The sequence below is a fragment of the Cognatishimia sp. SS12 genome (assembly GCF_028369055.1).
Lineage (GTDB): Bacteria > Pseudomonadota > Alphaproteobacteria > Rhodobacterales > Rhodobacteraceae > Cognatishimia.
Genome location: NZ_JAQNCZ010000001.1, coordinates 783,232 through 805,830, shown reverse-complemented (window position 1 = coordinate 805,830; position 22,599 = coordinate 783,232). Strand labels below are relative to the sequence as shown.

The 22,599-nt window shown below is 58.5% G+C and carries 23 protein-coding genes and 2 tRNA genes; 15 read left to right on the top strand and 10 right to left on the bottom strand.

From position 1 onward, the window contains the following. Positions 1-115: 115 nt before the first annotated feature. The 5 genes from N6L24_RS04010 to fabI are packed head-to-tail and all read right to left on the bottom strand — an operon-like array spanning position 116 to position 3,915. On the bottom strand, positions 116-1,303 hold the full coding sequence (locus N6L24_RS04010; protein ID WP_271843339.1) for an aminotransferase: 1,188 nt from the start codon (positions 1,301-1,303) through the stop codon (positions 116-118). A 36-nt stretch (positions 1,304-1,339) separates the two neighbouring features. Next, a complete protein-coding gene (gene gpt / locus N6L24_RS04005) occupies positions 1,340-1,846 on the bottom strand; it encodes a xanthine phosphoribosyltransferase (RefSeq protein WP_271843338.1) in 507 nt (168 codons plus the stop codon). A gap of 13 nt (positions 1,847-1,859) precedes the next feature. Next, on the bottom strand, positions 1,860-2,471 hold the full coding sequence (locus tag N6L24_RS04000; RefSeq protein WP_271843337.1) for a LysE family translocator: 612 nt from the start codon (positions 2,469-2,471) through the stop codon (positions 1,860-1,862). 14 nt (positions 2,472-2,485) lie between these two features. Continuing rightward, on the bottom strand, positions 2,486-3,100 hold the full coding sequence (locus N6L24_RS03995) for a LysE family translocator (RefSeq protein ID WP_271843336.1): 615 nt from the start codon (positions 3,098-3,100) through the stop codon (positions 2,486-2,488). Then, entirely contained in the window at positions 3,097-3,915 is an 819-nt protein-coding gene (gene fabI, locus N6L24_RS03990; RefSeq protein ID WP_271843335.1) for an enoyl-ACP reductase FabI, read from the bottom strand. The genes N6L24_RS03995 and fabI overlap by 4 nt, the downstream gene beginning before the upstream one ends. A gap of 110 nt (positions 3,916-4,025) precedes the next feature. Between fabI and pdxH the strand changes: the two genes are divergently transcribed. The 6 genes from pdxH (at position 4,026) to N6L24_RS03960 (ending at position 10,457) form a co-directional block, all read left to right on the top strand. Then, positions 4,026-4,631, top strand: a complete 606-nt coding sequence (gene pdxH, locus N6L24_RS03985) for a pyridoxamine 5'-phosphate oxidase (RefSeq protein ID WP_271843334.1) — start codon at positions 4,026-4,028, stop codon at positions 4,629-4,631. A gap of 124 nt (positions 4,632-4,755) precedes the next feature. Further along, positions 4,756-5,280 carry a cold-shock protein gene (locus tag N6L24_RS03980; RefSeq protein WP_271843333.1) on the top strand — a complete coding sequence of 175 codons (525 nt, stop codon included), beginning with the start codon at positions 4,756-4,758 and terminating at the stop codon, positions 5,278-5,280. Positions 5,281-5,283: 3 nt separating this feature from the next. Continuing rightward, on the top strand, positions 5,284-5,781 hold the full coding sequence (locus N6L24_RS03975; protein WP_271843332.1) for a DUF192 domain-containing protein: 498 nt from the start codon (positions 5,284-5,286) through the stop codon (positions 5,779-5,781). A gap of 57 nt (positions 5,782-5,838) precedes the next feature. Beyond that, positions 5,839-5,915 (top strand) — tRNA-Pro (locus tag N6L24_RS03970). 214 nt (positions 5,916-6,129) lie between these two features. Then, a tRNA-Pro gene (locus N6L24_RS03965) sits at positions 6,130-6,206 on the top strand. 609 nt (positions 6,207-6,815) lie between these two features. Next, complete coding sequence (locus tag N6L24_RS03960) at positions 6,816-10,457, top strand: vitamin B12-dependent ribonucleotide reductase (protein ID WP_271843331.1); 3,642 nt, start codon at positions 6,816-6,818, stop codon at positions 10,455-10,457. 188 nt (positions 10,458-10,645) lie between these two features. Here N6L24_RS03960 and soxR read toward each other — a convergent pair whose 3' ends face one another. After that, positions 10,646-11,119: a redox-sensitive transcriptional activator SoxR gene (soxR, locus tag N6L24_RS03955; RefSeq protein ID WP_271843330.1), complete on the bottom strand. Its 474-nt coding sequence runs from the start codon at positions 11,117-11,119 to the stop codon at positions 10,646-10,648. 82 nt (positions 11,120-11,201) lie between these two features. On the opposite strand from soxR, the gene N6L24_RS03950 reads away from it, so the two are divergent. The 5 genes from N6L24_RS03950 (at position 11,202) to N6L24_RS03930 (ending at position 16,569) form a co-directional block, all read left to right on the top strand. Next, entirely contained in the window at positions 11,202-11,576 is a 375-nt protein-coding gene (locus N6L24_RS03950) for a VOC family protein (RefSeq protein ID WP_442872573.1), read from the top strand. Continuing rightward, positions 11,569-12,477, top strand: a complete 909-nt coding sequence (locus tag N6L24_RS03945; protein ID WP_271843329.1) for a DMT family transporter — start codon at positions 11,569-11,571, stop codon at positions 12,475-12,477. Before N6L24_RS03950 ends, N6L24_RS03945 begins: the two co-directional genes overlap by 8 nt. A 180-nt stretch (positions 12,478-12,657) precedes the next feature. Next, positions 12,658-14,055, top strand: a complete 1,398-nt coding sequence (cysS, locus tag N6L24_RS03940; protein ID WP_271843328.1) for a cysteine--tRNA ligase — start codon at positions 12,658-12,660, stop codon at positions 14,053-14,055. A gap of 109 nt (positions 14,056-14,164) precedes the next feature. Continuing rightward, complete coding sequence (cimA, locus tag N6L24_RS03935) at positions 14,165-15,787, top strand: citramalate synthase (RefSeq protein ID WP_271843327.1); 1,623 nt, start codon at positions 14,165-14,167, stop codon at positions 15,785-15,787. An 11-nt stretch (positions 15,788-15,798) separates the two neighbouring features. Beyond that, positions 15,799-16,569 (top strand): squalene/phytoene synthase family protein, encoded by a 771-nt coding sequence (locus N6L24_RS03930; RefSeq protein WP_334312309.1) that lies wholly within the window; start codon positions 15,799-15,801, stop codon positions 16,567-16,569. Here N6L24_RS03930 and N6L24_RS03925 read toward each other — a convergent pair. Then, positions 16,558-17,235 carry a helix-turn-helix transcriptional regulator gene (locus N6L24_RS03925; protein WP_271843325.1) on the bottom strand — a complete coding sequence of 226 codons (678 nt, stop codon included), beginning with the start codon at positions 17,233-17,235 and terminating at the stop codon, positions 16,558-16,560. The two genes, N6L24_RS03930 and N6L24_RS03925, sit on opposite strands and share 12 nt — an antisense overlap. A 194-nt stretch (positions 17,236-17,429) precedes the next feature. On the opposite strand from N6L24_RS03925, the gene N6L24_RS03920 reads away from it, so the two are divergent. Genes N6L24_RS03920 through N6L24_RS03905 form a run of 4 tightly spaced genes read left to right on the top strand, consistent with a single transcriptional unit; the run spans position 17,430 to position 19,754 of the window. After that, positions 17,430-17,645, top strand: a complete 216-nt coding sequence (locus N6L24_RS03920) for a twin-arginine translocase TatA/TatE family subunit (protein WP_271843324.1) — start codon at positions 17,430-17,432, stop codon at positions 17,643-17,645. Between the two features lie 3 nt (positions 17,646-17,648). Then, positions 17,649-18,008 carry a Sec-independent protein translocase protein TatB gene (tatB, locus tag N6L24_RS03915; RefSeq protein ID WP_442872572.1) on the top strand — a complete coding sequence of 120 codons (360 nt, stop codon included), beginning with the start codon at positions 17,649-17,651 and terminating at the stop codon, positions 18,006-18,008. Then, complete coding sequence (tatC, locus tag N6L24_RS03910; RefSeq protein WP_271843323.1) at positions 18,008-18,907, top strand: twin-arginine translocase subunit TatC; 900 nt, start codon at positions 18,008-18,010, stop codon at positions 18,905-18,907. Before tatB ends, tatC begins: the two co-directional genes overlap by 1 nt. Then, positions 18,894-19,754 carry an ATP-binding protein gene (locus tag N6L24_RS03905; RefSeq protein ID WP_271843322.1) on the top strand — a complete coding sequence of 287 codons (861 nt, stop codon included), beginning with the start codon at positions 18,894-18,896 and terminating at the stop codon, positions 19,752-19,754. The genes tatC and N6L24_RS03905 overlap by 14 nt, the downstream gene beginning before the upstream one ends. A 50-nt stretch (positions 19,755-19,804) precedes the next feature. Here the strand turns inward: N6L24_RS03905 and N6L24_RS03900 are convergent, their stop codons facing one another. The 3 genes from N6L24_RS03900 to surE all read right to left on the bottom strand — a co-directional run bounded on the left by N6L24_RS03900 (position 19,805) and on the right by surE (position 22,557). Beyond that, positions 19,805-21,004, bottom strand: a complete 1,200-nt coding sequence (locus N6L24_RS03900) for a peptidoglycan DD-metalloendopeptidase family protein (protein WP_271843321.1) — start codon at positions 21,002-21,004, stop codon at positions 19,805-19,807. 127 nt (positions 21,005-21,131) lie between these two features. After that, positions 21,132-21,779, bottom strand: a complete 648-nt coding sequence (locus tag N6L24_RS03895) for a protein-L-isoaspartate(D-aspartate) O-methyltransferase (RefSeq protein WP_271843320.1) — start codon at positions 21,777-21,779, stop codon at positions 21,132-21,134. Next, a complete protein-coding gene (surE, locus tag N6L24_RS03890) occupies positions 21,769-22,557 on the bottom strand; it encodes a 5'/3'-nucleotidase SurE (RefSeq protein WP_271843319.1) in 789 nt (262 codons plus the stop codon). The genes N6L24_RS03895 and surE overlap by 11 nt, the downstream gene beginning before the upstream one ends. Positions 22,558-22,599 lie beyond the last annotated feature (42 nt).

The following is a 22,599-nucleotide window of genomic DNA, read 5'->3' as shown; positions in this document are numbered from 1 at the left end:
GCGCAGAATTCTAGGTTGCGAATGTCTACGATGCCGCCGGGAGGGGGGCAAGGGGCAAGGGCGCGTTTTCGCGCGCTTGTCAGGGGTTTGGCGTGATCACGCGCTGCGCCTGCGTCTAGCGGCGTGGCGCATCAAAAGCCGCAAGCCGGTCAAACAGCATTTGGATTTCCGCGCGATCGACGTTTGCAAAGGCCAGGCGCAGTTGGGTTTTGCCATTGGCATCATCGGCGGGGGTAAACATGGTGCCCGGCAGGGTCAGCACATGGGATTGGCGCACCAGCTCTTTCGCCAGCGCATCAGACGCCATGGCAAAGGGGTGCTCAACATAGGCGAAATACGCCCCCAGCCCCAAGAGCCGCCAACCATTTTGGGCAAGCTTGGGGAAATACTCTTCGATGGCGGCGCGGCGGTCAAGGATCTCGGCCCGCTCGCCAGCGACCCAGTCACCGAGGTTCTGCATCCCCCAAAGCGCGCCGATCTGGCCCAGTTGGTTGGGGCAGATGGTCACGGTGTCGAGGAATTTTTCTGCCTCTGACAGATGCGCGGCGCTGGAAATAATCGCGCCCACACGATGGCCCGTCAGACGGTAGGCCTTGGAGAAAGAATAAAGCTGGATCAGCGTGTCCGCCCAGTTCGGATCGGCAAAAAGCGCATGGGGCGCGCCGCTGCGGGAGTCAAAGTCGCGGTAGGTTTCATCCAGGATCAATTTGATCCCATGTTTGCGCGCAAGCGCGTAGAAGTCCGCAACCAGATGATCGGGGTATTCAACGCCGCCGGGATTATTGGGCGTCACCAGCGCGATTGCGCGGGTGCGGGGCGTGATCAGCGCCTCGGCTTTGGTCGGATCTGGCAAAAGATCCGCGCCGGTTTTCAGCGCCACAGCTGTGACGCCTTGCATGTCGAGCCACATTTTATGATTGAAATACCATGGGGTTGGCAGGATCAACTCATCGCCTTCGCCTGCGATGGCCGCCAATGTTGCAGCAAAGGCTTGATTGCAGCCAGAGGTGATGGCGACCTGCTCAGGCACTATGGTGCCCCCATAGCTGGCCGACCATTGCGCCGCGATCTCGGCGCGCAATGCCCCAAGCCCCAGAACCGCACCATAGAGATGTGCGCTGACATCGTTCAGCGCCGCCTCGGCAATCGCCTGCCGCAGCCCTTCGGGCGGGGCGGCGACCGGGGCGGCCTGGCTGACGTTGATCAGGGGTTTGTCATCGGTGAAAGCCACACCCTCGATCCAACGACGTGCCTCCATCACGGGGGGCAGGAACGTGGCAGCTGTGCGCGAATGAGATGTCATAAATGGCCTGAAATTCGGGGCGTTTGGGGAAAGGTATCAGTCGGACCCGCGATAGGGCTGCACATATTGCAGCGCCATATCCCATGGGAAAAAGATCCATGTGTCTTGCGACACTTCGGTGATAAAGCTGTCGACCTGCGCGCGGCCCTTTGGCTTGGCGTAGACCGTGGCGAAATGCGCCTTGGGATACATCTCGCGTACCAGTTCCAACGTTTTGCCGCTGTCCACCAGATCATCGATGATCAGAACACCTTCGCCATCTTTGCCCATGATCTCAGCATCTGGGGCTTTGAGCACCTGCGCTTCACCGCGATCTTGGTTGTGATAGGATTTGACGCTGATGGTGTCGACAACGCGCACGTCCAATTCGCGCGCAATGATCATCGCCGGGGCCATGCCGCCGCGTGTGATCGCAACAATCGCAGACCATGCACCATCATTGGGGCCCTGACCGTCCAGCCGCCACGCCAAGGCACGGGAATCGCGGTGGATTTGATCCCAGCTGATGTGAAATCCCTTTTCATGGGGCAAACGATCATTCATCGGATGTCCTTTCTTAAGAACGGTCAAGCAGTAAACGTAACCCCAGCGCCCCTAAGACAGCCGCAGCGATGCGATCAAAGATCGGCTTGAGTCGCAGATAGCCATCCCGCGCGGGGGCTGTGGAAAGTAAGAGGGCGAAACCTGTATAGCAAATCAGTTCGACTGCAAGATGATTTGCGACAACAAAGGCTTTTTCGCTGAGCGAAATATCCTGCGGAAAGATCACCAATAGCACGGCTGAGGCGAACAAAACCGATTTTGGATTGGCCAAGTTGACCGAAAGTCCGGTGACAAAAGCTTGCCGCCCGGCCACCTGAGCGTTGGTCGTTGCCAGCGGCGCGCGCGCCGTGCGCCACATGCCAACGGCAATCCAGATCAAATAGATCGCGCCCGCGATTTTCATCGCAAGATAGGCCCAAGGAAAGAGCGCAAGCAGCCCCCCAAGCCCCAATAGCGCCAGCGATGTCCAAACGGCGGCCATCAGCCCAAGGCCCGCGCCGGTGATCACGCCTTGGCGAAACCCGCCGGTCAGGCTGGCTTTGATTGACACCAGCATTGCAGGGCCGGGGCTGGCGATCGCCGCCAGCAACGTCAGGTTAAATGCAATGATATGTGTCAGTTCCATAAACCCCCGCAGTTTTAAGTGGCGGCGATTTTCAGACCCAGTATTGCCAGCGCGCCCCCAAAGACGCGATCAAACACGCCTTTTAGATTGGTATAGCCCTTGCGGGTTTTCTCAAAAGAGAAAATGCGCACGACAGCGATATTCCACAGGGTTTCCCCGGTGAAGATCAGGCCCAGCAGGCAGGCCAGCACCCAAAGCGGCGCGCTGTCAGGGATGGTGCCCGCAAAGACTGCGCCAAAGAAAATGGGCCCTTTTGGGTTGGAGAGCTGGGTCAAAACCCCCAGCTTAAACGCCGCCCATTTGCTGCGCGCTTTGATAGATGTGTCCGCGGCTTGCATCGGCTCATCCGCGTGACGCCACTTTTTGTAGGCCAGATAACACAGATAAGCGGCCCCAAGGCCTTTGAGGGCGATCAACAGCGAGGGCGCATAGTCAAATAAGATGGAAAGGCCAAACAGTGCAGTGCTGGCCCAAAAGACCGCGCCCGCGCCAATCCCCGCCGCCAACGCGGTGCCGGTTGCCAAACCTTCGCGCAAACCAATGCGGGCCGACATAAGAACAGCCGGCCCGGGGGTCATTGCGGCGGCCAGACACAAAAGCCAGGACGCCAAGAATGCGGTCAGGGTCATTTCTTGCCGGTGACAACATCAATGTCAGGCGCGTCCACAGCCTTCATGCCAACCACATGATACCCGGCATCTACGTGCAGGTTTTCGCCAGTGACACCTGAGCCAAGATCAGAGAGCAGGTAGAGTGCAGAATTGCCCACATCTTCGATGGTGACATTGCGGCGCAGCGGCGAGTTCAGCTCGTTCCACTTCATGATATAGCGGAAATCGCCGATGCCCGAGGCGGCCAGCGTCTTGATCGGGCCCGCCGAGATCGCGTTAACGCGAATACCGTCCTTGCCCAAATCTTCTGCCAAGTATTTTACCGAGGCTTCCAGCGCGGCTTTGGCCACGCCCATGACGTTGTAATGCGGCATGACCTGCTCTGCGCCATAATAGGTCAGCGTCAGGGCCGAACCGCCGTCTTTCATCAGTTTTTCGGCGCGCTGCATCACAGCCGTGAAGCTGTAGCAGGAGATATCCATCGTCATCAGGAAGTTGTCGCGGCTGGTGTCGACATAGCGGCCACGCAGTTCGTTTTTATCTGAAAAACCAATGGCGTGCACGATGAAGTCAAGCTTGCCCCATTTCTCTTCGATGGCGGCAAAGGCGGCATCAACAGAGGCAGGGTCGGAGACGTCGCAGTCAATCAGCGTATCGACATTCAGTTGCTCGGCCAGCGGGATCACACGTTTCTTGAACGCATCCCCCATATAGGAAAACGCCAGCTCCGCACCGGCATCGGCGCAAGCTTTGGCAATACCCCAAGCAATGGATTTGTCGTTTGCTAGGCCCATGATCAGGCCGCGTTTGCCAGCCATCAGATTATTTGACATTCGGAGGACTCCGTCCCTAATTCCCTTTATAGGCACCTTTAGGCGATCACTGTTTCTGCTTCAAGACCACAGCGCCCCTGATGCCACAACTATGGCTTTGGAGAGACGACATGGCAGAACGCGACGGAATATTTGCAGGGGATGATCCGTTTGTGATCGCCCGCAGCTGGTTGGCAGAGGCTGAAAAAAGCGAACCCAACGACCCCAACGCCATTGCGTTGGCGACGGTTGACGCCAGCGGCATGCCAAATGCACGCATGGTGCTGCTGAAAGATATCGAGGACGCGGGGTTCGTGTTTTACACCAACTACGGGTCGGCCAAGGCGCAGGAGTTGGATCAAGGCCAAAAGGCCGCCTTTGTCATGCATTGGAAATCCCTGCGCCGCCAAGTGCGCGTGCGGGGCCACGTCAGCCGCGAGGATGGGCCGCAGGCGGATGCTTATTACGCCTCGCGGTCCCTCAAAAGCCGGCTCGGCGCGTGGGCGAGTGATCAATCGCAGCCCCTGTCTTCGCGCGGGGCCTTGATGGCCAAGGTCGCCAAGGTGACGGCGCAGCATGGCACGGCCCCGACTCGGCCGCCGTTCTGGGGCGGCTTTCGCATCATTCCGACGGAAATTGAATTTTGGGCGGATGGGGCCTACCGGCTGCATGATCGCTTTGTCTGGCGGCGCGCAACCCCTTCTGAAAACTGGGAAACTACCCGCCTGAACCCATGACATTCGCGCGACGTAAAATGCAAGTGTATGAAAAAACTACTATAAATTTCTTGCCGTTGTGCATAATATATCGCAATACATGTCAGACCTCGGGGATGGGGTTACGTTAGGTAAGGCAAAATTGATGGATAAGAATACTGCCCAGAGAATCGAAGGGCAGGTGAAGTGGTTTGACCCGATCAAGGGATTCGGTTTTGTCGTCTCATCTGATGGCGGACCCGATATCCTGCTGCACGCGAATGTGTTGCGCAACTTTGGGCAGAGTTCGGTGGCGGATGGGGCCAATATTGAACTTTTGGCGCAGAGCACGGATCGGGGTGTACAAGCTGTCGAAGTTCTGGCGATTGAAGCGCCGGAAACCCAGAGCACCGCGGCTTTGGCCGATTTTCAGGATCTCAATAGCGAAGAGCTGGCACAGCTGCCGCTGTTGCCGGGCCGGGTGAAATGGTTCGACAAGGCCAAGGGCTTTGGTTTTGCCAATGTGTTTGGCAAGCCGGACGATGTCTTTGTGCATGTCGAGGTGCTGCGCCGCTGTGGCCTGGCCGAGTTGCAGCCCGGTGAGGCGCTTGCTATGCGTGTCATTGATGGCCGTCGCGGCCTGATGGCGACCCAGGTCTGTAGTTGGGAATCCGCCCTGAACGAGGAGTAAGCCATGCGCAGGATCGGCCGGTATCTGACTTGGGGTGCAGCGGCCGTTTTGGCGATTGGTCTTGCGCTGCCAGCCTGGGCCGAGTGCCGCCGCGATACCGTGCATCTGCGCGGCGAATGGGGCGAGGCGCGGTTTACCGTCGAAGTGGCCGACAATGCCCCCGCGCGCAGCAAGGGGCTGATGGGACGCCCCTCCATGCCGCAAAGCGCGGGTATGTTCTTTGTCTATCATCGTACGGGTGATCTGGCCTTTTGGATGAAGAACACCCTGATTCCGCTGGATATTATTTTTCTCGATCAGAACGGCATTGTGGTGAATATCCACCATTCCGCCCGGCCGTTTGACGAAACACCGCTGCCAAGCCGGGCCCCTGCGCGCTATGTGCTTGAGGTTAACGGCGGGCTGGCCAAGGCCTTGGGGATCACGGTGGGCACCGAGCTGCGCCACCCGTCCGTGGTGCAAACGGCAGCGGCCTGGCCGTGCCGTGAAAAAGCGCTCTAACGCGCGATTTTTCTCTTTTCATTTTCAGATGCGCGCACTAAACAGCGTTCCACGGTCCGGGGCGTAGCGCAGTCTGGTAGCGCACCTGTTTTGGGTACAGGGGGTCGTGAGTTCGAATCTCGCCGCCCCGACCATTTTCCTTTGACATAGTTAACGCGATGACCGGGTCTTCTGTGCAGACCCTTCATGTCGCTCATCACTTGTCGACGGACCGGCGGATAGGGTGTGCATGTGTGATGCGCGTTCCGTGCAAAATCTGCGCGGTCGAAAAATCGGACAAGCGGAACAAAAATCTAACGATTGCCTCTTTCCATTCCGGCGCGTGATGGTTAAACGGTGCGCACGGTCCGGGGCGTAGCGCAGTCTGGTAGCGCACCTGTTTTGGGTACAGGGGGTCGTGAGTTCGAATCTCGCCGCCCCGACCATTTCACCTAAGTGAACGCATAAACGCCGCAGCATGGTTTGCCCTGCTGCGGCGTTTGCGTTTTGTGCCGTGATTGGCCCCCATGTGCTGCCGGATCTCTAGGGGGCAGGGATTTTCTTAAAAAAAATCGCAGTGATCAAAATTTAACCATATGTGGCCTATTAACCCTTTGTTAACACCTATATCTTGTGGAAAACTTCCGGGCTGTGGGGATGAACACAGAATTTTCATTATAAATGAGGCATTTCCCTCCCAAGGCTCAATTGCGCTGCTGTGGACGAAAATTAAGGCCAGGTTTCGGGGAATCGCGTGTGCACCGGGCCGGTGTTTCACAAGAGGTTCGGTCAACCTCTATCTCGGGGGAAACACAAAAAAAATTCGTTGACCAACCCGGGCAGCATACGCCAGATTGTGTAGGCGGATCTGATGAGCTACCATATATTGTGTGTCGGGTCGCTAAAGGGACAAAATATCTTCATCCTACGTCAGGCTTGGCCTGAATGATTGGCTGCGGTTTCCGCAGCCCTGCGGGGAAGATTTGCTTTGGCGTACATGCAGTCTGGCTCTCGATCCGCACGACATTTTGGACGACGAAGCTTCAGGGGCAAAAATGAAGATCGAGCGCAAATTTACCAAAGCCGGACAAGACGCCTATGCGGCGCTGGATTTTGTCCACACCACCTCCGAAATCAGAAACCCTGATGGGTCGATTGTCTTTAAGCTTGATAACGTTGAGGTGCCCGCCAGCTGGAGTCAGGTCGCCTCTGACGTGATCGCGCAGAAATATTTTCGCAAGGCGGGGGTGCCAAGCGCGCTGAAGAAGGTCAAGGAAAAGGGCGTGCCAGAGTTTCTCTGCCGCTCGGTGCCTGCCGAAGGGGCCGACATGGGCGGCGAGATCAGCGCCAAGCAGGTGTTTGATCGTCTGGCCGGGGCCTGGACCTATTGGGGCTGGAAGGGCGGCTATTTCAGCAGCGAAGAAGATGCGCGCGCCTATTATGACGAAATGCGCCACATGCTGGCCACGCAGCGTGCCGCGCCCAATTCGCCGCAATGGTTCAACACTGGCCTGCACTGGGCCTATGGCATCGACGGGCCGGCGCAGGGCCACCATTATGTCGACTATAAAACCGGCAAGCTGACCGCCTCCAAATCCTCTTATGAACACCCGCAGCCGCACGCCTGCTTTATTCAATCCGTGTCCGACGATCTGGTGAATGACGGCGGCATCATGGATCTTTGGGTGCGCGAAGCGCGGCTGTTCAAATATGGCTCCGGTACGGGCACCAATTTCAGCTCTCTGCGCGCTGAGGGCGAGGCGCTGTCAGGCGGCGGCAAATCGTCGGGCCTGATGGGCTTTCTGAAAATCGGGGATCGCGCCGCCGGCGCGATCAAATCAGGCGGGACAACCCGTCGAGCAGCCAAGATGGTGATCTGTGATGCCGACCACCCGGACATCGAAGAATTCATCAATTGGAAAGTGAAGGAAGAGCAGAAAGTGGCGTCCATCGTCGCGGGCTCTAAGATGCACGAAGAGAAGCTGAACGATATTTTCAGCGCCATTCGTGTCTGGGATGGCAGCACCGAAGATGCGGTGGATCCCAAGGTCAATGCACAGCTGAAAGCGGCCATTCGCGGCGCAAAAAAATCAGCTATTCCAGAGACCTACGTCAAGCGCGTGCTGGATTACGCCAAACAAGGGTATACCAGCATCGAATTCCCCACCTACAACACAGACTGGGACAGTGAAGCCTATGCCTCGGTGTCGGGTCAGAATTCCAACAACTCCATTCGTGTGACCGACAGCTTTCTAAAAGCGGTGCGCGAGGACAAAGATTGGGAACTGATCCGGCGCACCGATGGCAAGGTCGCAAAGACGATCAAGGCACGCGATCTGTGGGAACAGGTGGGCCACGCGGCTTGGGCTTGCGCGGACCCGGGGATTCAATTCCACGACACCGTCAATGCCTGGCACACCTGCCCGGAAGATGGCGAGATTCGCGGATCTAACCCATGTTCGGAATATATGTTCCTGGATGATACGGCCTGCAACCTTGCGTCCATGAACCTGCTGACTTTCCTCAAAGACGGGGTGTTTCAGGCGGATGATTACGTGCATGCGATCCGCGTTTGGACCGTCACGCTGGAAATTTCGGTCATGATGGCGCAGTTCCCCTCCAAGGAAATTGCGCAGCGGTCGTGTGATTTCCGCACGCTGGGTCTGGGGTACGCCAATATCGGTGGCCTATTGATGAACATGGGTTACAGCTATGACAGCGACGAGGGTCGGGCGCTTGGCGCGGCGCTGACCGCGATCCTGACTGGCGTGTCTTATGCGACTTCTGCCGAAATGGCGGCAGAACTGGGCGCTTTCCCGGGCCATGCCAAAAACGCTGACCATATGCTGCGTGTGATCCGAAACCACCGCACGGCCGCTTATGGAAAAACCGAAGGATACGAAGCGCTTGCGGTGAAACCCGTGCCGCTGGACCTGACAAATGTGCCGGATCAAACCCTTGTGGCGCTGGCCAAATCCGCTTGGGACGAGGCGCTGGAGCTGGGCGAAAAACACGGCTATCGCAATGCGCAGGTTTCGGTGATTGCGCCAACCGGCACCATTGGTCTGGTGATGGATTGTGACACCACCGGGATTGAACCGGACTTTGCGCTGGTGAAGTTCAAAAAGCTCGCGGGCGGCGGATATTTCAAGATCATCAACCGTTCTGTACCGGCAGCGCTGGAAAAACTGGGCTATCCATCTTCGCAGATCGAAGAGATCATTTCCTACGCGGTGGGCCACGGCACGCTGGGCAATGCGCCGGCGATTAACCCCACCACGCTGATCCAGCATGGCTTTACCGAGGCCGAGCTGACCAAGATTGAAGCCGCGCTGGAAACCGCCTTTGATATTCGGTTTGTTTTCAACCAGTTCACGCTGGGCGAAGCTTTCTGCACCGGGCCACTGGGCATCCCAGCAGCGAAGCTGAATGACCCGGAGTTTAACCTTCTGGCGCATCTGGGCTTTACCAAGGCGGATATCGACGCGGCCAATGATCACGTCTGTGGCACCATGACCCTGGAAGGGGCCCCGCATCTGAAAGAGGCGCACCTGCCGATCTTTGATTGCGCCAACCCCTGCGGCAAGAAGGGCAAACGCTATCTGTCGGTCGACAGCCACATCACCATGATGGCAGCCGCGCAGTCGTTTATTTCCGGCGCGATCTCCAAGACCATCAACATGCCGAACGATGCCACGATTGAGGATTGTCAGAAGGCCTATGAACTCAGCTGGTCGCTGGGCGTCAAAGCCAATGCGCTTTATCGTGATGGGTCCAAGCTGTCGCAACCTCTGGCTGCGGCACTGATCGAAGATGACGAAGAGGCCGAAGAAATCTTTGAAAGCGGCACACCGCAGCAAAAAGCGCAGGTGCTGGCCGAAAAGATCGTCGAAAAAGTTGTCGTCAAAGAGCTGGTGAAATCGCACCGCGAAAAAATGCCGGAGCGGCGCAAGGGCTATACCCAAAAAGCCGTTGTTGGCGGGCACAAGGTTTATCTGCGGACCGGCGAATATGCCGATGGGTCGCTGGGCGAGATCTTCATCGACATGCACAAGGAAGGCGCTGGCTTCCGCGCGATGATGAACAATTTCGCCATCGCGGTCTCGGTCGGCTTGCAATATGGCGTGCCGCTGGAAGAGTTCGTCGACGCCTTTACCTTCACCAAATTTGAGCCTGCGGGCATGGTGCAGGGTAATGACTCTATCAAAAATGCAACATCCATCCTGGATTATATCTTCCGGGAACTGGCGGTGTCTTATCTGGATCGAACAGATTTGGCCCATGTGAAGCCAGAGGGTGCCGCCTTTGATGATCTGGGGCAGGGCGAGGCTGAGGGCGTGTCCAACGTCAAGGAGCTGAGCGAAAATGCCGCCAGCAAATCGCTTGAAGTGCTGAAGCAGATTTCCTCGACCGGCTATCTGCGCAAACGTATGCCGCAGGAGCTCTTGGTGTTGAACGGCGGCGCTGATCCTGAAATGGCGCTGCGCACCTTGGTGCCGGAAACCGGCGAGGGCGGGCTGGCTGTAGCAGCCACCACCGCGGTGGCCAGCGGCACCGTCAAGATGGACGCCCGTGTCAAAGCAAAGATGCAAGGCTATGAGGGCGACCCCTGCGGCGATTGCGGCAACTATACCTTGGTGCGCAATGGCACCTGCATGAAGTGTAACACCTGCGGCGCAACCTCTGGCTGCAGTTAATAACCAAGGGAGGCAGGCGGTCTGATCGCCTGCCTGACACCCCCGGCGGGGGGTATATCCCGCCACGATTTCCAGAGGGGTGCGCCCCTTTGAACGGGTCTCAGACCGCAGGCATAAAATGACGAGCAGTAAACTAAAGTGAGTTTGAGAAACGAACCTCGGGGGCCTCGGCCCCCTTTTTCTTTGGCTTATTCGTCCTCGATTATGCGATCGCCCATCAGGTAACGCGGACCAGCCCCGTTGCGATTGATGCGATCAGCCGGGTTATAGAGCTTGCAGGTCTTCAAAGACAGGCAGCCGCAGCCAATGCAGCCATCCAGCCGATCGCGCAGCGCAGTCATCTGGTCAATCCGCGCCTCCAGCGTTTTGCGAAAATCGCGCGATATCCGTGCCCAGTCGGCGGGCGTCGGGGTGCGGTTTTCCGGCAGACGATCCAGCACCGCTTTGATGTCTTTGATCGCAAATCCCAAGCCTTGCGCAATCATCACAAAGCTTAGGCGGCGAATGTCGCCGCGCTGATACTGCCGCTGACCGCCATCGGTACGAAACGGATGCACCAGACCTTCGCTTTCGTAGAATCGAATGGCGGAGGGGGCGAGGCCTGTGCGGGTTGCAATCTGGCCGATGGTCAGGCCGCGATGATGTATTGCCTTGTTTTGCATTGATTTTATTCGCTTGAGTTAAAGTTAACTTCAAGAATTAGAAAGAATGGGTAAGTAGATCAACCAGTAATGAGGCATCACTATGCACCTGGAGCATGTTAATATCACCGTGAACGACCCCAAGGATATGGCGCAGATCCTGATGGATCTATTTGACTGGAAAATCCGCTGGGAAGGCAGCGCCAAGGACAACGGCTATACCGTGCACGTTGGCGATGATGACGGGTATCTTGCGTTATATTCGCCGCGCAAGGATCTGAAATCACTAGAAAGTTCATATGTCACGCAAGCGGGACTTAACCACATTGGCGTGGTTGTCCCAGATATCAAAGCGACCGAGGCGCGTGTGGTCAACAGCGGTTACACACCGCATAACCACGCGGATTATGAACCCGGTGTAAGGTTCTATTTTGATGGCCCCGAAGGCATCGAATTTGAGGTGGTCAGCTATGCTTGATCGGATCTACGGCAGCCCCGGATTGCTGCTGCTCTACACAGGTGGGCTGTTTGGACTGACATTTCCCCTGGGCAAGTTGGCGGCGCAGGCGGGGATTGCGCCGATTGTCTGGGCGATGGTGATTTCGCTAGGGGCGGTGATTTTTATCGCCCCCGATCTTTGGCGGCGGCGCGACTTTGCCCTGCCGCGGGGACGGGTGCTGCGCTATGTCGTGATTTCCGGGCTGCTGTCCTTTGCGTTGGTGAATGTGCTGATCTTTGTGCTGATCCCAAAGCTCGGCGCGGGGCATGTGGGGCTGATGTTTGCCTTGTCACCGGTGTTCACCCTGGCGCTTTCGGCGGCCTTCCGGCTAAAGGGCGTGACGCCATTGGGCGTGATCGGTATCGGATTTGGCCTGCTGGGGGCCTGCATCGTGGCCTTGGGGCGCGATGGCGGGCTGGCAGGGTTTAGCGCTTGGGCGGCGCTTGGCATCGTGCTGCCGATGGTGTTGGCCGTTGGCAATATCTACCGCACGCTTGATTGGCCCGAGGGGGTTCATCCGGCGACGCTTGCCTTCTGGAGTCAGGGGGCCGCGCTGCTGGCGTTGATCCTGGTGCAGCTCTCGCTGACCGGCAGCCTGCCGGTGGTCTCGCTTGGCGATGTGCCCATTGTCGCGCTGGTTCAACTTGTCGCTGCGGCGCTGATCTTTCCAGCGTATTTCCGGCTGCAGCATCTGGGCGGGCCATTGCTGCTCAGCCAGACGGGCTATGTGGCGGCAGCGACCAGCCTGTTTTCGGTGACACTGTTCATGGGCGAACGTTATGCGCTTCAGACATGGGCGGGGGCCGCGCTGGTTTTTGTTGGCATCGCCCTGACGATATTGGCGCAATCCAAGGTCTCTTTGCGTCAATTGCGGGTTTAGGTCCTTCTGTCTGGTCTTGACCCATTGGGGGCGGCTTTCTATGGTCGCCCCCATGAAGACAACACGCACCATTATTATTTGCTGCATTACCTGCTGAGACATCACGCGGGCCGATCTTCTATTCCATATCATGTGCGAAGTTGCTAAGCCCGCTGCCAAAGCGCCGCGTAGGGACGAGCCATGACCGAGATCAAGCTGTATAACTCAAAAACCCGCAAAAAAGAGCTGTTTGCGCCGATCGATCCACAGAATGTGCGCATGTATGTCTGTGGGCCAACGGTCTATGATCGGGCACATCTGGGCAATGCGCGCCCGGTTGTGGTGTTTGACATTCTCAACCGTCTGTTGCGCCATGTCTATGGGCCAAATCACGTCACATATGTGCGCAACTTCACCGACGTTGACGATAAAATCAACGCGACTGCGCTGGCGCGCAAAGAGGCCGGGGCACCCGGCACGCTGGAAGATTTGGTGCAGGAGCGCACCGAAGAGACCATTGATTGGTATCTCAAAGACATGGGCGCGCTTGGGGCTTTGCGCCCCGATCATATGCCGCGCGCCACCGCCTATATCGCGCAGATGATCGCGATGATTGAGGTGCTGATTGAAAAAGGCCATGCCTATCCTGATGGGGCAGGCCATGTGCTGTTTTCGGTGAAAAGCTATGAGAACTATGGCGCGCTGTCGGGGCGGTCGGTCGATGATATGATCGCCGGTGCGCGGGTTGAGGTGGCAGATAACAAACGCGACCCGATGGATTTTGTGCTGTGGAAACCGTCAACCGATGATCTGCCCGGTTGGGAGAGCCCTTGGGGCCGGGGGCGTCCGGGCTGGCATATCGAATGCTCGGCCATGGCGCATGACATTCTGGGCGCAAGTTTTGATATTCACGGCGGCGGCAATGATTTGATGTTCCCGCACCATGAAAATGAAATCGCCCAAAGCTGCTGCGCCCATCCCGAGGGGCAGTTTGCCAAGGTCTGGATGCACAATGAAATGCTGCAGGTTGAAGGCAAGAAAATGTCCAAGTCTTTGGGCAATTTCTTTACCGTGCGCGATCTTTTGGACAAGGGCGTGCCGGGCGAGGTGATCCGCTTTGTGTTCCTGTCCACGCATTATGGCAAGCCGATGGATTGGACCGAGAAAAAGGCGAAAGAGGCCGAAGCGACGCTGCGCAAGTGGTACCATCTGGCCGTGGGCGCAGAGGCGGCAGAGGTGCCAGCGTCGGTGCTGATGGCCTTGGCGGATGATCTGAACACCTCAAAGGCGTTGACCGCATTGCACAAGTTGGCGGCAGAAGGCAGCAGCGCAGCCTTGGCGTCGGGCTTGCGGGTGTTGGGCTTGTTGGGCGATGTCGCGCCAGAATGGGCCGCCGCGCCGGATGTGGATCTGTCGCACTATGCCGTTTTGCTGGCCGATGCGCGCTCTCGCGCTATGGAAACCAAAGATTTTTCCGAGGTGGACCGGCTCAAGACAGCGCTGCTGAATGCGGGCGTTGAGGTGCGGATGAGCAAAGCGGGCGTTGAGCTTTTGCCAGGGCCGGGTTTTGATGCGGCCAAGCTGGAGGCGCTGCAATGAAAAACGATCTAACCTCAGGGCGGCGTCTGACCCTGGGAGGGGGCGAAGCGCCCTCCCGTGGGGAGGGTCGGGCGCGGCCCGGCGATGCCGGGCAAAGGGGGGCATTTAAATGACCAAAGAGCGGCTATACCTTTACGACACCACCCTGCGCGACGGGCAGCAGACCCAGGGCGTGCAATTCGCAACAGCGGAGAAAATCCAGATCGCCAAGACGCTCGATGCTTTGGGGCTGGATTACATCGAAGGCGGCTGGCCCGGTGCAAACCCAACAGACAGCGAGTTTTTCGAAAACCGGCCCGACACCAAAGCGCGCTTCACCGCCTTTGGCATGACCAAACGCGCCGGGCTATCGGCGGAAAACGACGATGTGCTAGCTGCCGTGATGAACGCGGGCACGCCTGCGGTCTGTCTGGTCGGCAAAAGCCATGATTTCCATGTAGAAACCGCGCTTGGCATCAGCCTTGCGGAAAACACCGACAATATAGCCAAATCCATCTCGCATCTTGTGGCGCAGGGGCGCGAGGCGCTGTTTGACGCGGAACATTTCTTTGACGGCTATAAATCCAATCCCGCCTATGCGCTTGAAGCGGTCAAAGCCGCCTATGATGCGGGCGCGCGTTGGGTTGTGCTCTGTGATACCAATGGCGGCGCGCTGCCCAGCGAAGTCTTTGACGCCACCAAGGCGGTGATTGCGGCCGGGGTGCCGGGCGATCACATCGGCATTCACACCCATAATGACACCGAACACGCCGTGGCCAATTCGCTGGCGGCGGTGGACGCCGGGGCGCGGCAGATCCAGGGCACCCTGAATGGGCTGGGCGAACGCTGCGGCAACGCCAATCTGACAACGCTGATCCCGATGCTGGCCCTTAAGGAACCTTATGCCAGCCGGTTTGAGATTGGCGTTGATGCCGAGGCCCTGGCCGGGATGACCCGCGTGAGCCGGATGCTGGATGACATTCTGAACCGGGTGCCCACCAAACAGGCCGCCTTTGTCGGGGCCAGCGCCTTTGCCCACAAAGCTGGGCTGCACGCCAGCGCGATCTTAAAAGATCCAAGCACCTATGAACATGTGGATCCGGCCACCGTGGGCAATGAGCGGATCATACCCATGTCCAATCAGGCCGGGCAATCCAACCTGCGCCGCCGCCTGTCTGAGGCGGGTATTTCGGTGGAAAAGGGCGATCCGGCCTTGGCCAGAATTCTTGAGAAGATCAAAGAAAAAGAGGCTGAGGGCTATAGTTTTGACACGGCGCAGGCCAGCTTTGAGCTGCTGGCCCGCAAAGAGTTGGGACAGCTGCCGAGCTATTTTGAGGTCAAGCGCTACAAAGTCACGGTGGAGCGGCGCAAGAACAAGCGTAACAAGATGGTCAGCCTGTCCGAAGCTGTGGTTGTCGTGAAGGTCGGCGGCGAAAAACGCATGTCGGTCAGTGAATCTGTCGATGCCAGTGGCTCAGATCGCGGGCCGGTCAATGCCCTGTCCAAAGCGCTGGCCAAGGATCTTGGCCCTTATCAAGAGGTGATTGATGACATGCGCCTGGTGGACTTCAAGGTGCGCATCACCCAAGGCGGCACCGAGGCCGTGACCCGCGTCATTATCGACAGCGAGGACAGCCAGGGGCGGCGTTGGTCGACGGTCGGCGTGTCGCCCAATATTGTCGATGCGTCCTTTGAGGCGCTGGTGGACGCGACCCTGTGGAAACTGGTGCATGACGGCGTGACGCCCTGCTGAAGGATTTGAAGATGAACGACGATATCGCCGCCTGCGCTGGGTTGGTGGAGCGGGGGGATGCGGATCGCTTTTTGGCGGTGATGTCCGCCCCGGTGTCGATCCGGGAAAAACTGTTCCCGCTGCTCGCCTTCAACGTCGAAGTGGCACGCGCGCCCTGGGTGACGCAGGAAAGCATGATTGCCGAAATGCGTCTGCAGTGGTGGCGCGATGCGCTCGAAGAGATTGCCGAGGGCCGACAGCCGCGCCGCCATGAGGTTGTGACGCCGCTCGCCGCGCTGTTGTCGCCAGCGCAAGCGCAGATGCTGGATGAAAGCGTCGCGGCGCGGCGTTGGGATATCTACAAAGACCCGTTTGAAGATGAGGCCGATTTCAAACGTTATATTGATCAGACGGCCGGGCATCTTTTGGTGGTGGCCACGGCGCTGGTGGGCGGCGCTGATGAAACAGCCCTGCGCCAGATGGCCTATGCCGATGGTTTGGCGCGCTGGTTTCTGGCGATCCCGAAACTGGAAGAGATGCAGCGCATTCCCCTGGTGGATGGGCGCGCTGCACGATTGGCAGAAATGGCGGCAGAGGCGCAGCGCGGCCTTATGCAGGCGCGCAAGACCCTGCGCAGCGCGGGCCCGGATGTGGCGGCGGTGCTGCGGCTGACATGGCAGGCCGCGCCGCTTTTGGCGCAGGTGCAAAAACAACCAGATCGCGTCGCTCAAAACGCCTTAGGGCAGAGCGATTTTTCAAAGAAATTCAGTCTTTTGTGGCGCTCTCTTCAGTCATCTTTTTGAGCGCTGATAAGTTGCGAGATCCTTGCCCGGCTCTTCGACAAACAGGCCGGGCAGGATCGAGATATCCGCAATCTGATCCACACGCAGATCCACAAAATCTTCGCGCGTGTCGCAATAGCAGATCACCGTCCACAGCCGCCCCCAATAACTAAGCTTGAGTGGGCGGACATCATATTGCGCATCGCCTGCAACCCTGATGCGCAGCCGTTGGCGGGCGCGCAGCGCCGTGCGCAGCGACGCCAGATGCGCAAACCCGGTTGCGGTGTCGGCAAAGGGATAGGTGGCATACAGCCCGTCGGCCGGCCCTGCGGCGCTGTCGGGCAGCGCATCGTCGAGTTTTTGTGCCAATGTTTCTGCCGCGGCCGCCAGCGGTCCCTCCATGCTGGCGGCAATCGCCGCAAGACCCATGTGTAAGGCCTCATGCTCGCGCTCGGTCAGATGGATCGGCGGCAGCGTCACGCGCGCAGCGGCGCGGTAGCCTTCGCCCGGCGTGCCAGAGATCGGCAGGCCATTGGCCATCATCAGCTCCATATCGCGATAGATGGTGCGCACGGACACGCCGCTGACCGCCGCCAGATCTTCGGCGCGGTGGCATGTGCCATCTTGCAGCAGGGCCATCAAGGACCTGAGCCGGCTTTGGCGGTCAGCACGTCGGTTTTGCGGCATTTCGAATCTCTGACTTGGGGCGGGGCGCGGCGGCCAACTCACTCCTGACAGTTTAATGTCAGTAACGAACTCGCACAAGCATGGATAACCCCGTGACGGTCGCCCTTTGCTGCTTTCGGCCCGGCGCACAAAGGCATAGTCTTTGCCCAAATGCGATTTACGGGCCGCTTTGGCCCCAAAGATGGGAGACTACCATGTTTAACAATATCGGCCTGCCGGGCCTTCTCTTGATTGCAGTTGTGGTTCTGGTGCTGTTTGGTCGCGGCAAAATCAGCTCGCTCATGGGCGAAGTTGGCAAAGGCATCACCGCATTCAAAAAAGGCGTGGATGATGGCTCAAAAGAGCTGGAAGACGACATGGCCGCAGGCGCCAAAGACGTCACGCCAGCCGATGAAAAAGACAAGGTCTAACCGATGTTGGATCTGGGCTGGTCAGAACTTCTGGTGATTGGCGTTGTCGCGCTGATTGTCATCGGGCCCAAGGATCTGCCCATGGTGTTCCGCCAAGTCGGCCGGTATGTCGGCAAGGCCAAAGCCATGGCGCGGGAGTTTTCCTATGCCATGAACCAGGCGGCGGATGAGGCAGGTGTGAAAGACGCTGCTGAGGGCTTTAAGAAAGCCACCGATGGGCTGAACACCATCAGCAATCCGGCGAAATCGGCGATGGATGGGGTGAAATCCGCCGCGAAATCTGTGACGGAGCTGGACCTTGAGGGCAAAAAATCCCCCAAGCCTGACACACCGCCCGCTGCTGATAAGACGAAAGACAGCTGATGAGCCAGAGCGAGAATATGCAGGACGAGATTGACGACAGCGCCGCGCCCCTGATCGAACATCTGGCAGAGCTGCGCACGCGGCTGATCCATTCAGTGGCCGCCTTTGTGGTGGGCATGGTGCTCTGCTTTACCGTCGCAACGCCGCTGTTTAACTTTCTGACCCATCCGCTGTGTCAGGTGTTGGCTGAACGGGGGCAGGATTGTGATCTGATCTTCATCAGCCCACAGGAAGGGTTTTTCGTTGCGATCAAGATTTCTTTCTTGGGCGGCTTTATCCTGGCCTTTCCTTACATCGGGCTACAGATGTGGCGCTTTGTTGCGCCGGGTCTCTATCGCAATGAAAAGAATGCGTTTTTGCCTTTTATGGTGGCATCGCCCTTCATGTTCCTCTTGGGGGCAAGCTTTGCATTTTACGTCGTTACGCCGCTGGCTTACGACTTTTTCCTTGGGTTCCAACAGTTTGGTGCGGATGGCACGGCAGTTGTCGGCGAAGAGGTCAGCCAGGGGCTGTCCGTGGTGTTTCAGGGCTCGGCCCAGGAATATCTGAATCTGACGATCAAATTCATCGTCGCCTTTGGTCTGTGTTTTCAGCTGCCGGTATTGCTGACGCTGATGGGCAAGGCCGGGCTGGTCAGCTCTGAGGGGCTGGGCAATGTGCGCAAATATGCGGTGGTGGCCATTCTGGTGCTTGCCGCGCTGGTGACGCCGCCGGATGTGATTACGCAGGTGATCCTGTTTGTCGTGGTCTATGGTCTGTATGAAATATCGATCTTCCTTGTGCGCCGGGTGGAAAAACAACGTGACGCCAAACTGCGTGAAGAAGGGTATTTTGACGATGAAGAGGCCGAAGACCTTGCAGATCTGGAAGATGACATAGATTCAAATGCCAAATCGTAAGACCCTGAAACGTATAGCAGAGGCGCTGGAGCGTATGGCACCTGCGCCTCTTCCATCCCCGGATTTTGATGCGGCAGATGCCTTTGTCTGGCATGTGGAGCCTGACCGGCTGACCCCGGTGCCGCAGGTCAGCCGAATGGAGATTGACCTGCTGGTGGGTATCAACCGCTCGCGCGATACGCTGCTGGAAAACACCCTGCAATTTGCCCGCGGCCTGCCGGCCAACAATGCGCTTTTGTGGGGCGCGCGCGGCATGGGGAAATCTTCGCTGGTCAAAGCGGCCCATGCCGAAGTGCTGCGCCAGGGGCTGCCGCTCAAGATTGTCGAGCTTCAGCGCGAAGATTTGCCAAGCGTGTCGCGGCTCCTCAACCTCTTGCGGGGCCGGGCCGAGCGGTTTTTGCTGTTTTGCGACGACCTGTCGTTTTCCCATGACGATCAGCACTACAAAAGCCTCAAGGCGGTGCTGGATGGCGGCATTGAGGGCCGGCCTGACAATGTGGTGTTTTACGCGACCTCAAATCGTCGGCACCTGATGCCGCGCGACATGATTGAAAATGAACGCAGCTCAAGCATCAATCCCTCCGAAGCGGTCGAAGAAAAAGTCTCGCTGTCCGATCGTTTTGGCCTGTGGCTCGGGTTCCACCCCTGTAGTCAGGATGAATATCTTGCGATGATCCGCGGCTATTGCGACAGCTACGGGGTTGAGATTGACGCAGAGACATTGCGGGCCGAGGCGATTGAATGGCAGGCGACGCGCGGTGCGCGTTCGGGCCGGGTGGCCTGGCAGTATTTCACTGACCTTGCGGGTCGCAGGGGTGTCAAGCTCAGCGATGATGGAACGGCATAAACACAAAAGCCCCGCAGCGATCTGCGGGGCTTTTGTTTAATATCAGTGGCTTACTGCAGGTAGGGCATGGGATCGACGCTGTCAAAACCCTTGCGCACCTCAAAGTGCACATAGCTGTCTTTGCCGGGCACTGCCGCGATTTTCTGGCCGCGCTTCACGCTGCTGCCCTTGGCAACCGTGACGCCATCAACGTTGTAATAGACCGTCATGATATTGCCCGGGTGGCGCACGACCACGATGGTGACGTCATCGGCATCGGTGGTGATGGCAGCCACCGTGCCGTCGGCGGCGGATTTGACCGAGCTGCCCGCTGGCGCTGAAATATCGATACCGTTGTTCTTGCCCTTGCTATAGGCGCGGATGATTTTGCCATCCACCGGGTAGCCCATTTTGGCGCTTGATGCGGCAGTTTGTGTCTTGGATAGATCCGGCGAGGCCGGTTTGCTGGCCGCCGCTGCAGAGGTGTTCTTGGGCAGCGGTTTTGCCGCGCTTGGCGGTACGGGGGTCACGCTGCCTTGTCCCGGTGCGCTGGTGGCGCTGCTGGTGCGGGTCTGGGGCCGCAGCGAGCTGGCAGGGGCCGACGGCTGCGCCGGCGGGATCAGCAGGATCTGGTTTTCCCGGATTGAGAAATCAGTGCCAAGGCCGTTCCATTCCGCAAGCGAGCGCACTGGTACGTTGTAAAGCCGCGCGATGGTAAAGGCGGTTTCGCCGCGCTGCACCGTGTGGCGGATCGGCTCATAGCCGACCTGCGCATCGGCAGGTACCGGCGCGGCGGTCTGCGTGGGTTCAAGGGTTTCCGTGGCAACAGTTGGGGCAGCGTTGTTGATCGCATTGCCCGCCAGCGAGGTGATATCGACATCAGAGGGCGGCACCACCTGTCCAGAGCCATCCGCAGGTTGGCCTATGCGGCGGGGCAGGGCGATGACTTCGCCGGCGCGCAGCCGGTCGCCCCGGTCGATGGCGTTGTATTCAGACAATTCCGCAGCGCTGATCCCGACCCGCTGCGCCACATCATCCAACGTGTCGCCGCGCCGCGCCAGAGCGACCTGATAATTCGGGTAAGAAATGACCCCGCGCGAGTCCGGTTGTGGACGGCGGGCTGTGACGCTTGTGGCAGCCGCAGAGGTGTCAAGGCTCTGGCCTAACCCGCCACGCAAATCCAGATCAAACGGCCCTTGGCAGGCGGCCAGCAGGCCAAACAATGACACCGCCATAGCGGTGGATTTCAGCGGACGCAGGGTGGCTGTCATCTCGATATCCTCGTTGAGCCCCGGTTTTTCTATCGTGTGGGGCTTCTTTACGTGTTCAATACTACGTGGCAACGACGAAATATGCCGCGCTCAACCGTGGTTGGGGGTGTTATAGGCAAAAAGACGCCTAGTTGTCACGCGCCAAGCCTTCAATCAGCGGGACAAAGCGCACTGGGCGCAGCTCTTCATAGTCAAAACCGTTTTCATGCCGCAGCACGCGGATCATGCTTTGCACCGTGTCCGACTGGCCGACCGGCAGCACCATGATGCCACCCACTTTGAGCTGCGCGAGCAGCGGGCCGGGGGCGTCCTCGGCGGCGGCGGTGACGATGATGCGATCAAAGGGGGCCTGGTCGGGCAGACCAAAGCTGCCATCAGCGGTGAACGCTGTGACATTCGCTAGATCGAGCGCGGTGAACACCTCTTGTGCGCCCGCCACAAGGCGGCGGTGCCGATCCACCGTATAGACACGGCGCGCCAGCTGGCTAAGGATCGCGGCCTGATAGCCAGAGCCTGTCCCGATCTCCAAAACCTTGTCGCGCGGCGAAACATTCAGCGCCTGTGTCATCAACCCGACCACAGAGGGCTGGCTGATGGTCTGCCCGCAGGGAATGGGCAGCGGCGTATCTTCATAGGCGCGCTCGGCAAACAGGCCTTTGACAAAATGGCCCCGGTCAATTTTTTCCATTGCGGTCAGCACGCGCGCATCGGTGACGCCTTTGCTGCGCAGAGCAAAGAGGAATTGCATTTTGCGCTGCGCGATATCATCCGTCATGTTCAATCGCTTTCAAACTGTCCAAAGCATCCTGCGCGGTCAGATCGGCGCGCATTGGGGTGACGGATATATAGCCCGCCAGATTGGCGGTGGCATCGGTTTTTGCGCCCGAGGGCTGGCGCTGATCGCCGGTGCGCGCCCAAAGAAAGCGCCGCCCAGAGGGGCTGACCTGCGCCTCGACCGAGAAGTTCACCGCGCGGCGTCCCTGCGCCACCACTTTGGTGCCTTTGACCTCTGTTGCCGCAACCGGCGGGAAATTGACGTTGTAAAACAGCCCATAGCGCGCGGCGTCATCCCGAGGTTGGTCCAAAAGCCGGCGAATGATGCGAGCGCCATGTTGGGCCGCCGCCTCAAACGGATCAGCCAAATCTCGGTTGCCCGGCCCGTAAAACTGCGAGAGGGCAATGGCCGGCAACCCTTGTAGCGCGGCCTCCATCGCGGCACCAATGGTCCCGGAATAGAGCGTATTCTCCGCCGAGTTGTTGCCCCGGTTGACACCGGACAGCACCAAATCGGGTGGCGTGTCCTTCATCACATCATAAAGACCTGCCAAAACGCAGTCCGCCGGGCTGCCCTCAGCGGCGAAACGGCGTTCGCCCATTTGGGCAATCATGGTGGGGTGGGTGTAGCTGATGGCATGGGCAACGCCCGATTGCTCAAAGGCTGGCGCAACGGTCCAAACCTCGCCGGATGGGCCTGCAATCTCGTCAGCTATCGCAGCCAGTGTCTGAAGGCCGGGGGCGTTGATGCCATCATCATTGGTGATCAATATGCGCATGGTGATGCGGCCCCCCAAGGTGTTTTCCCTTCTCTAAAAGAG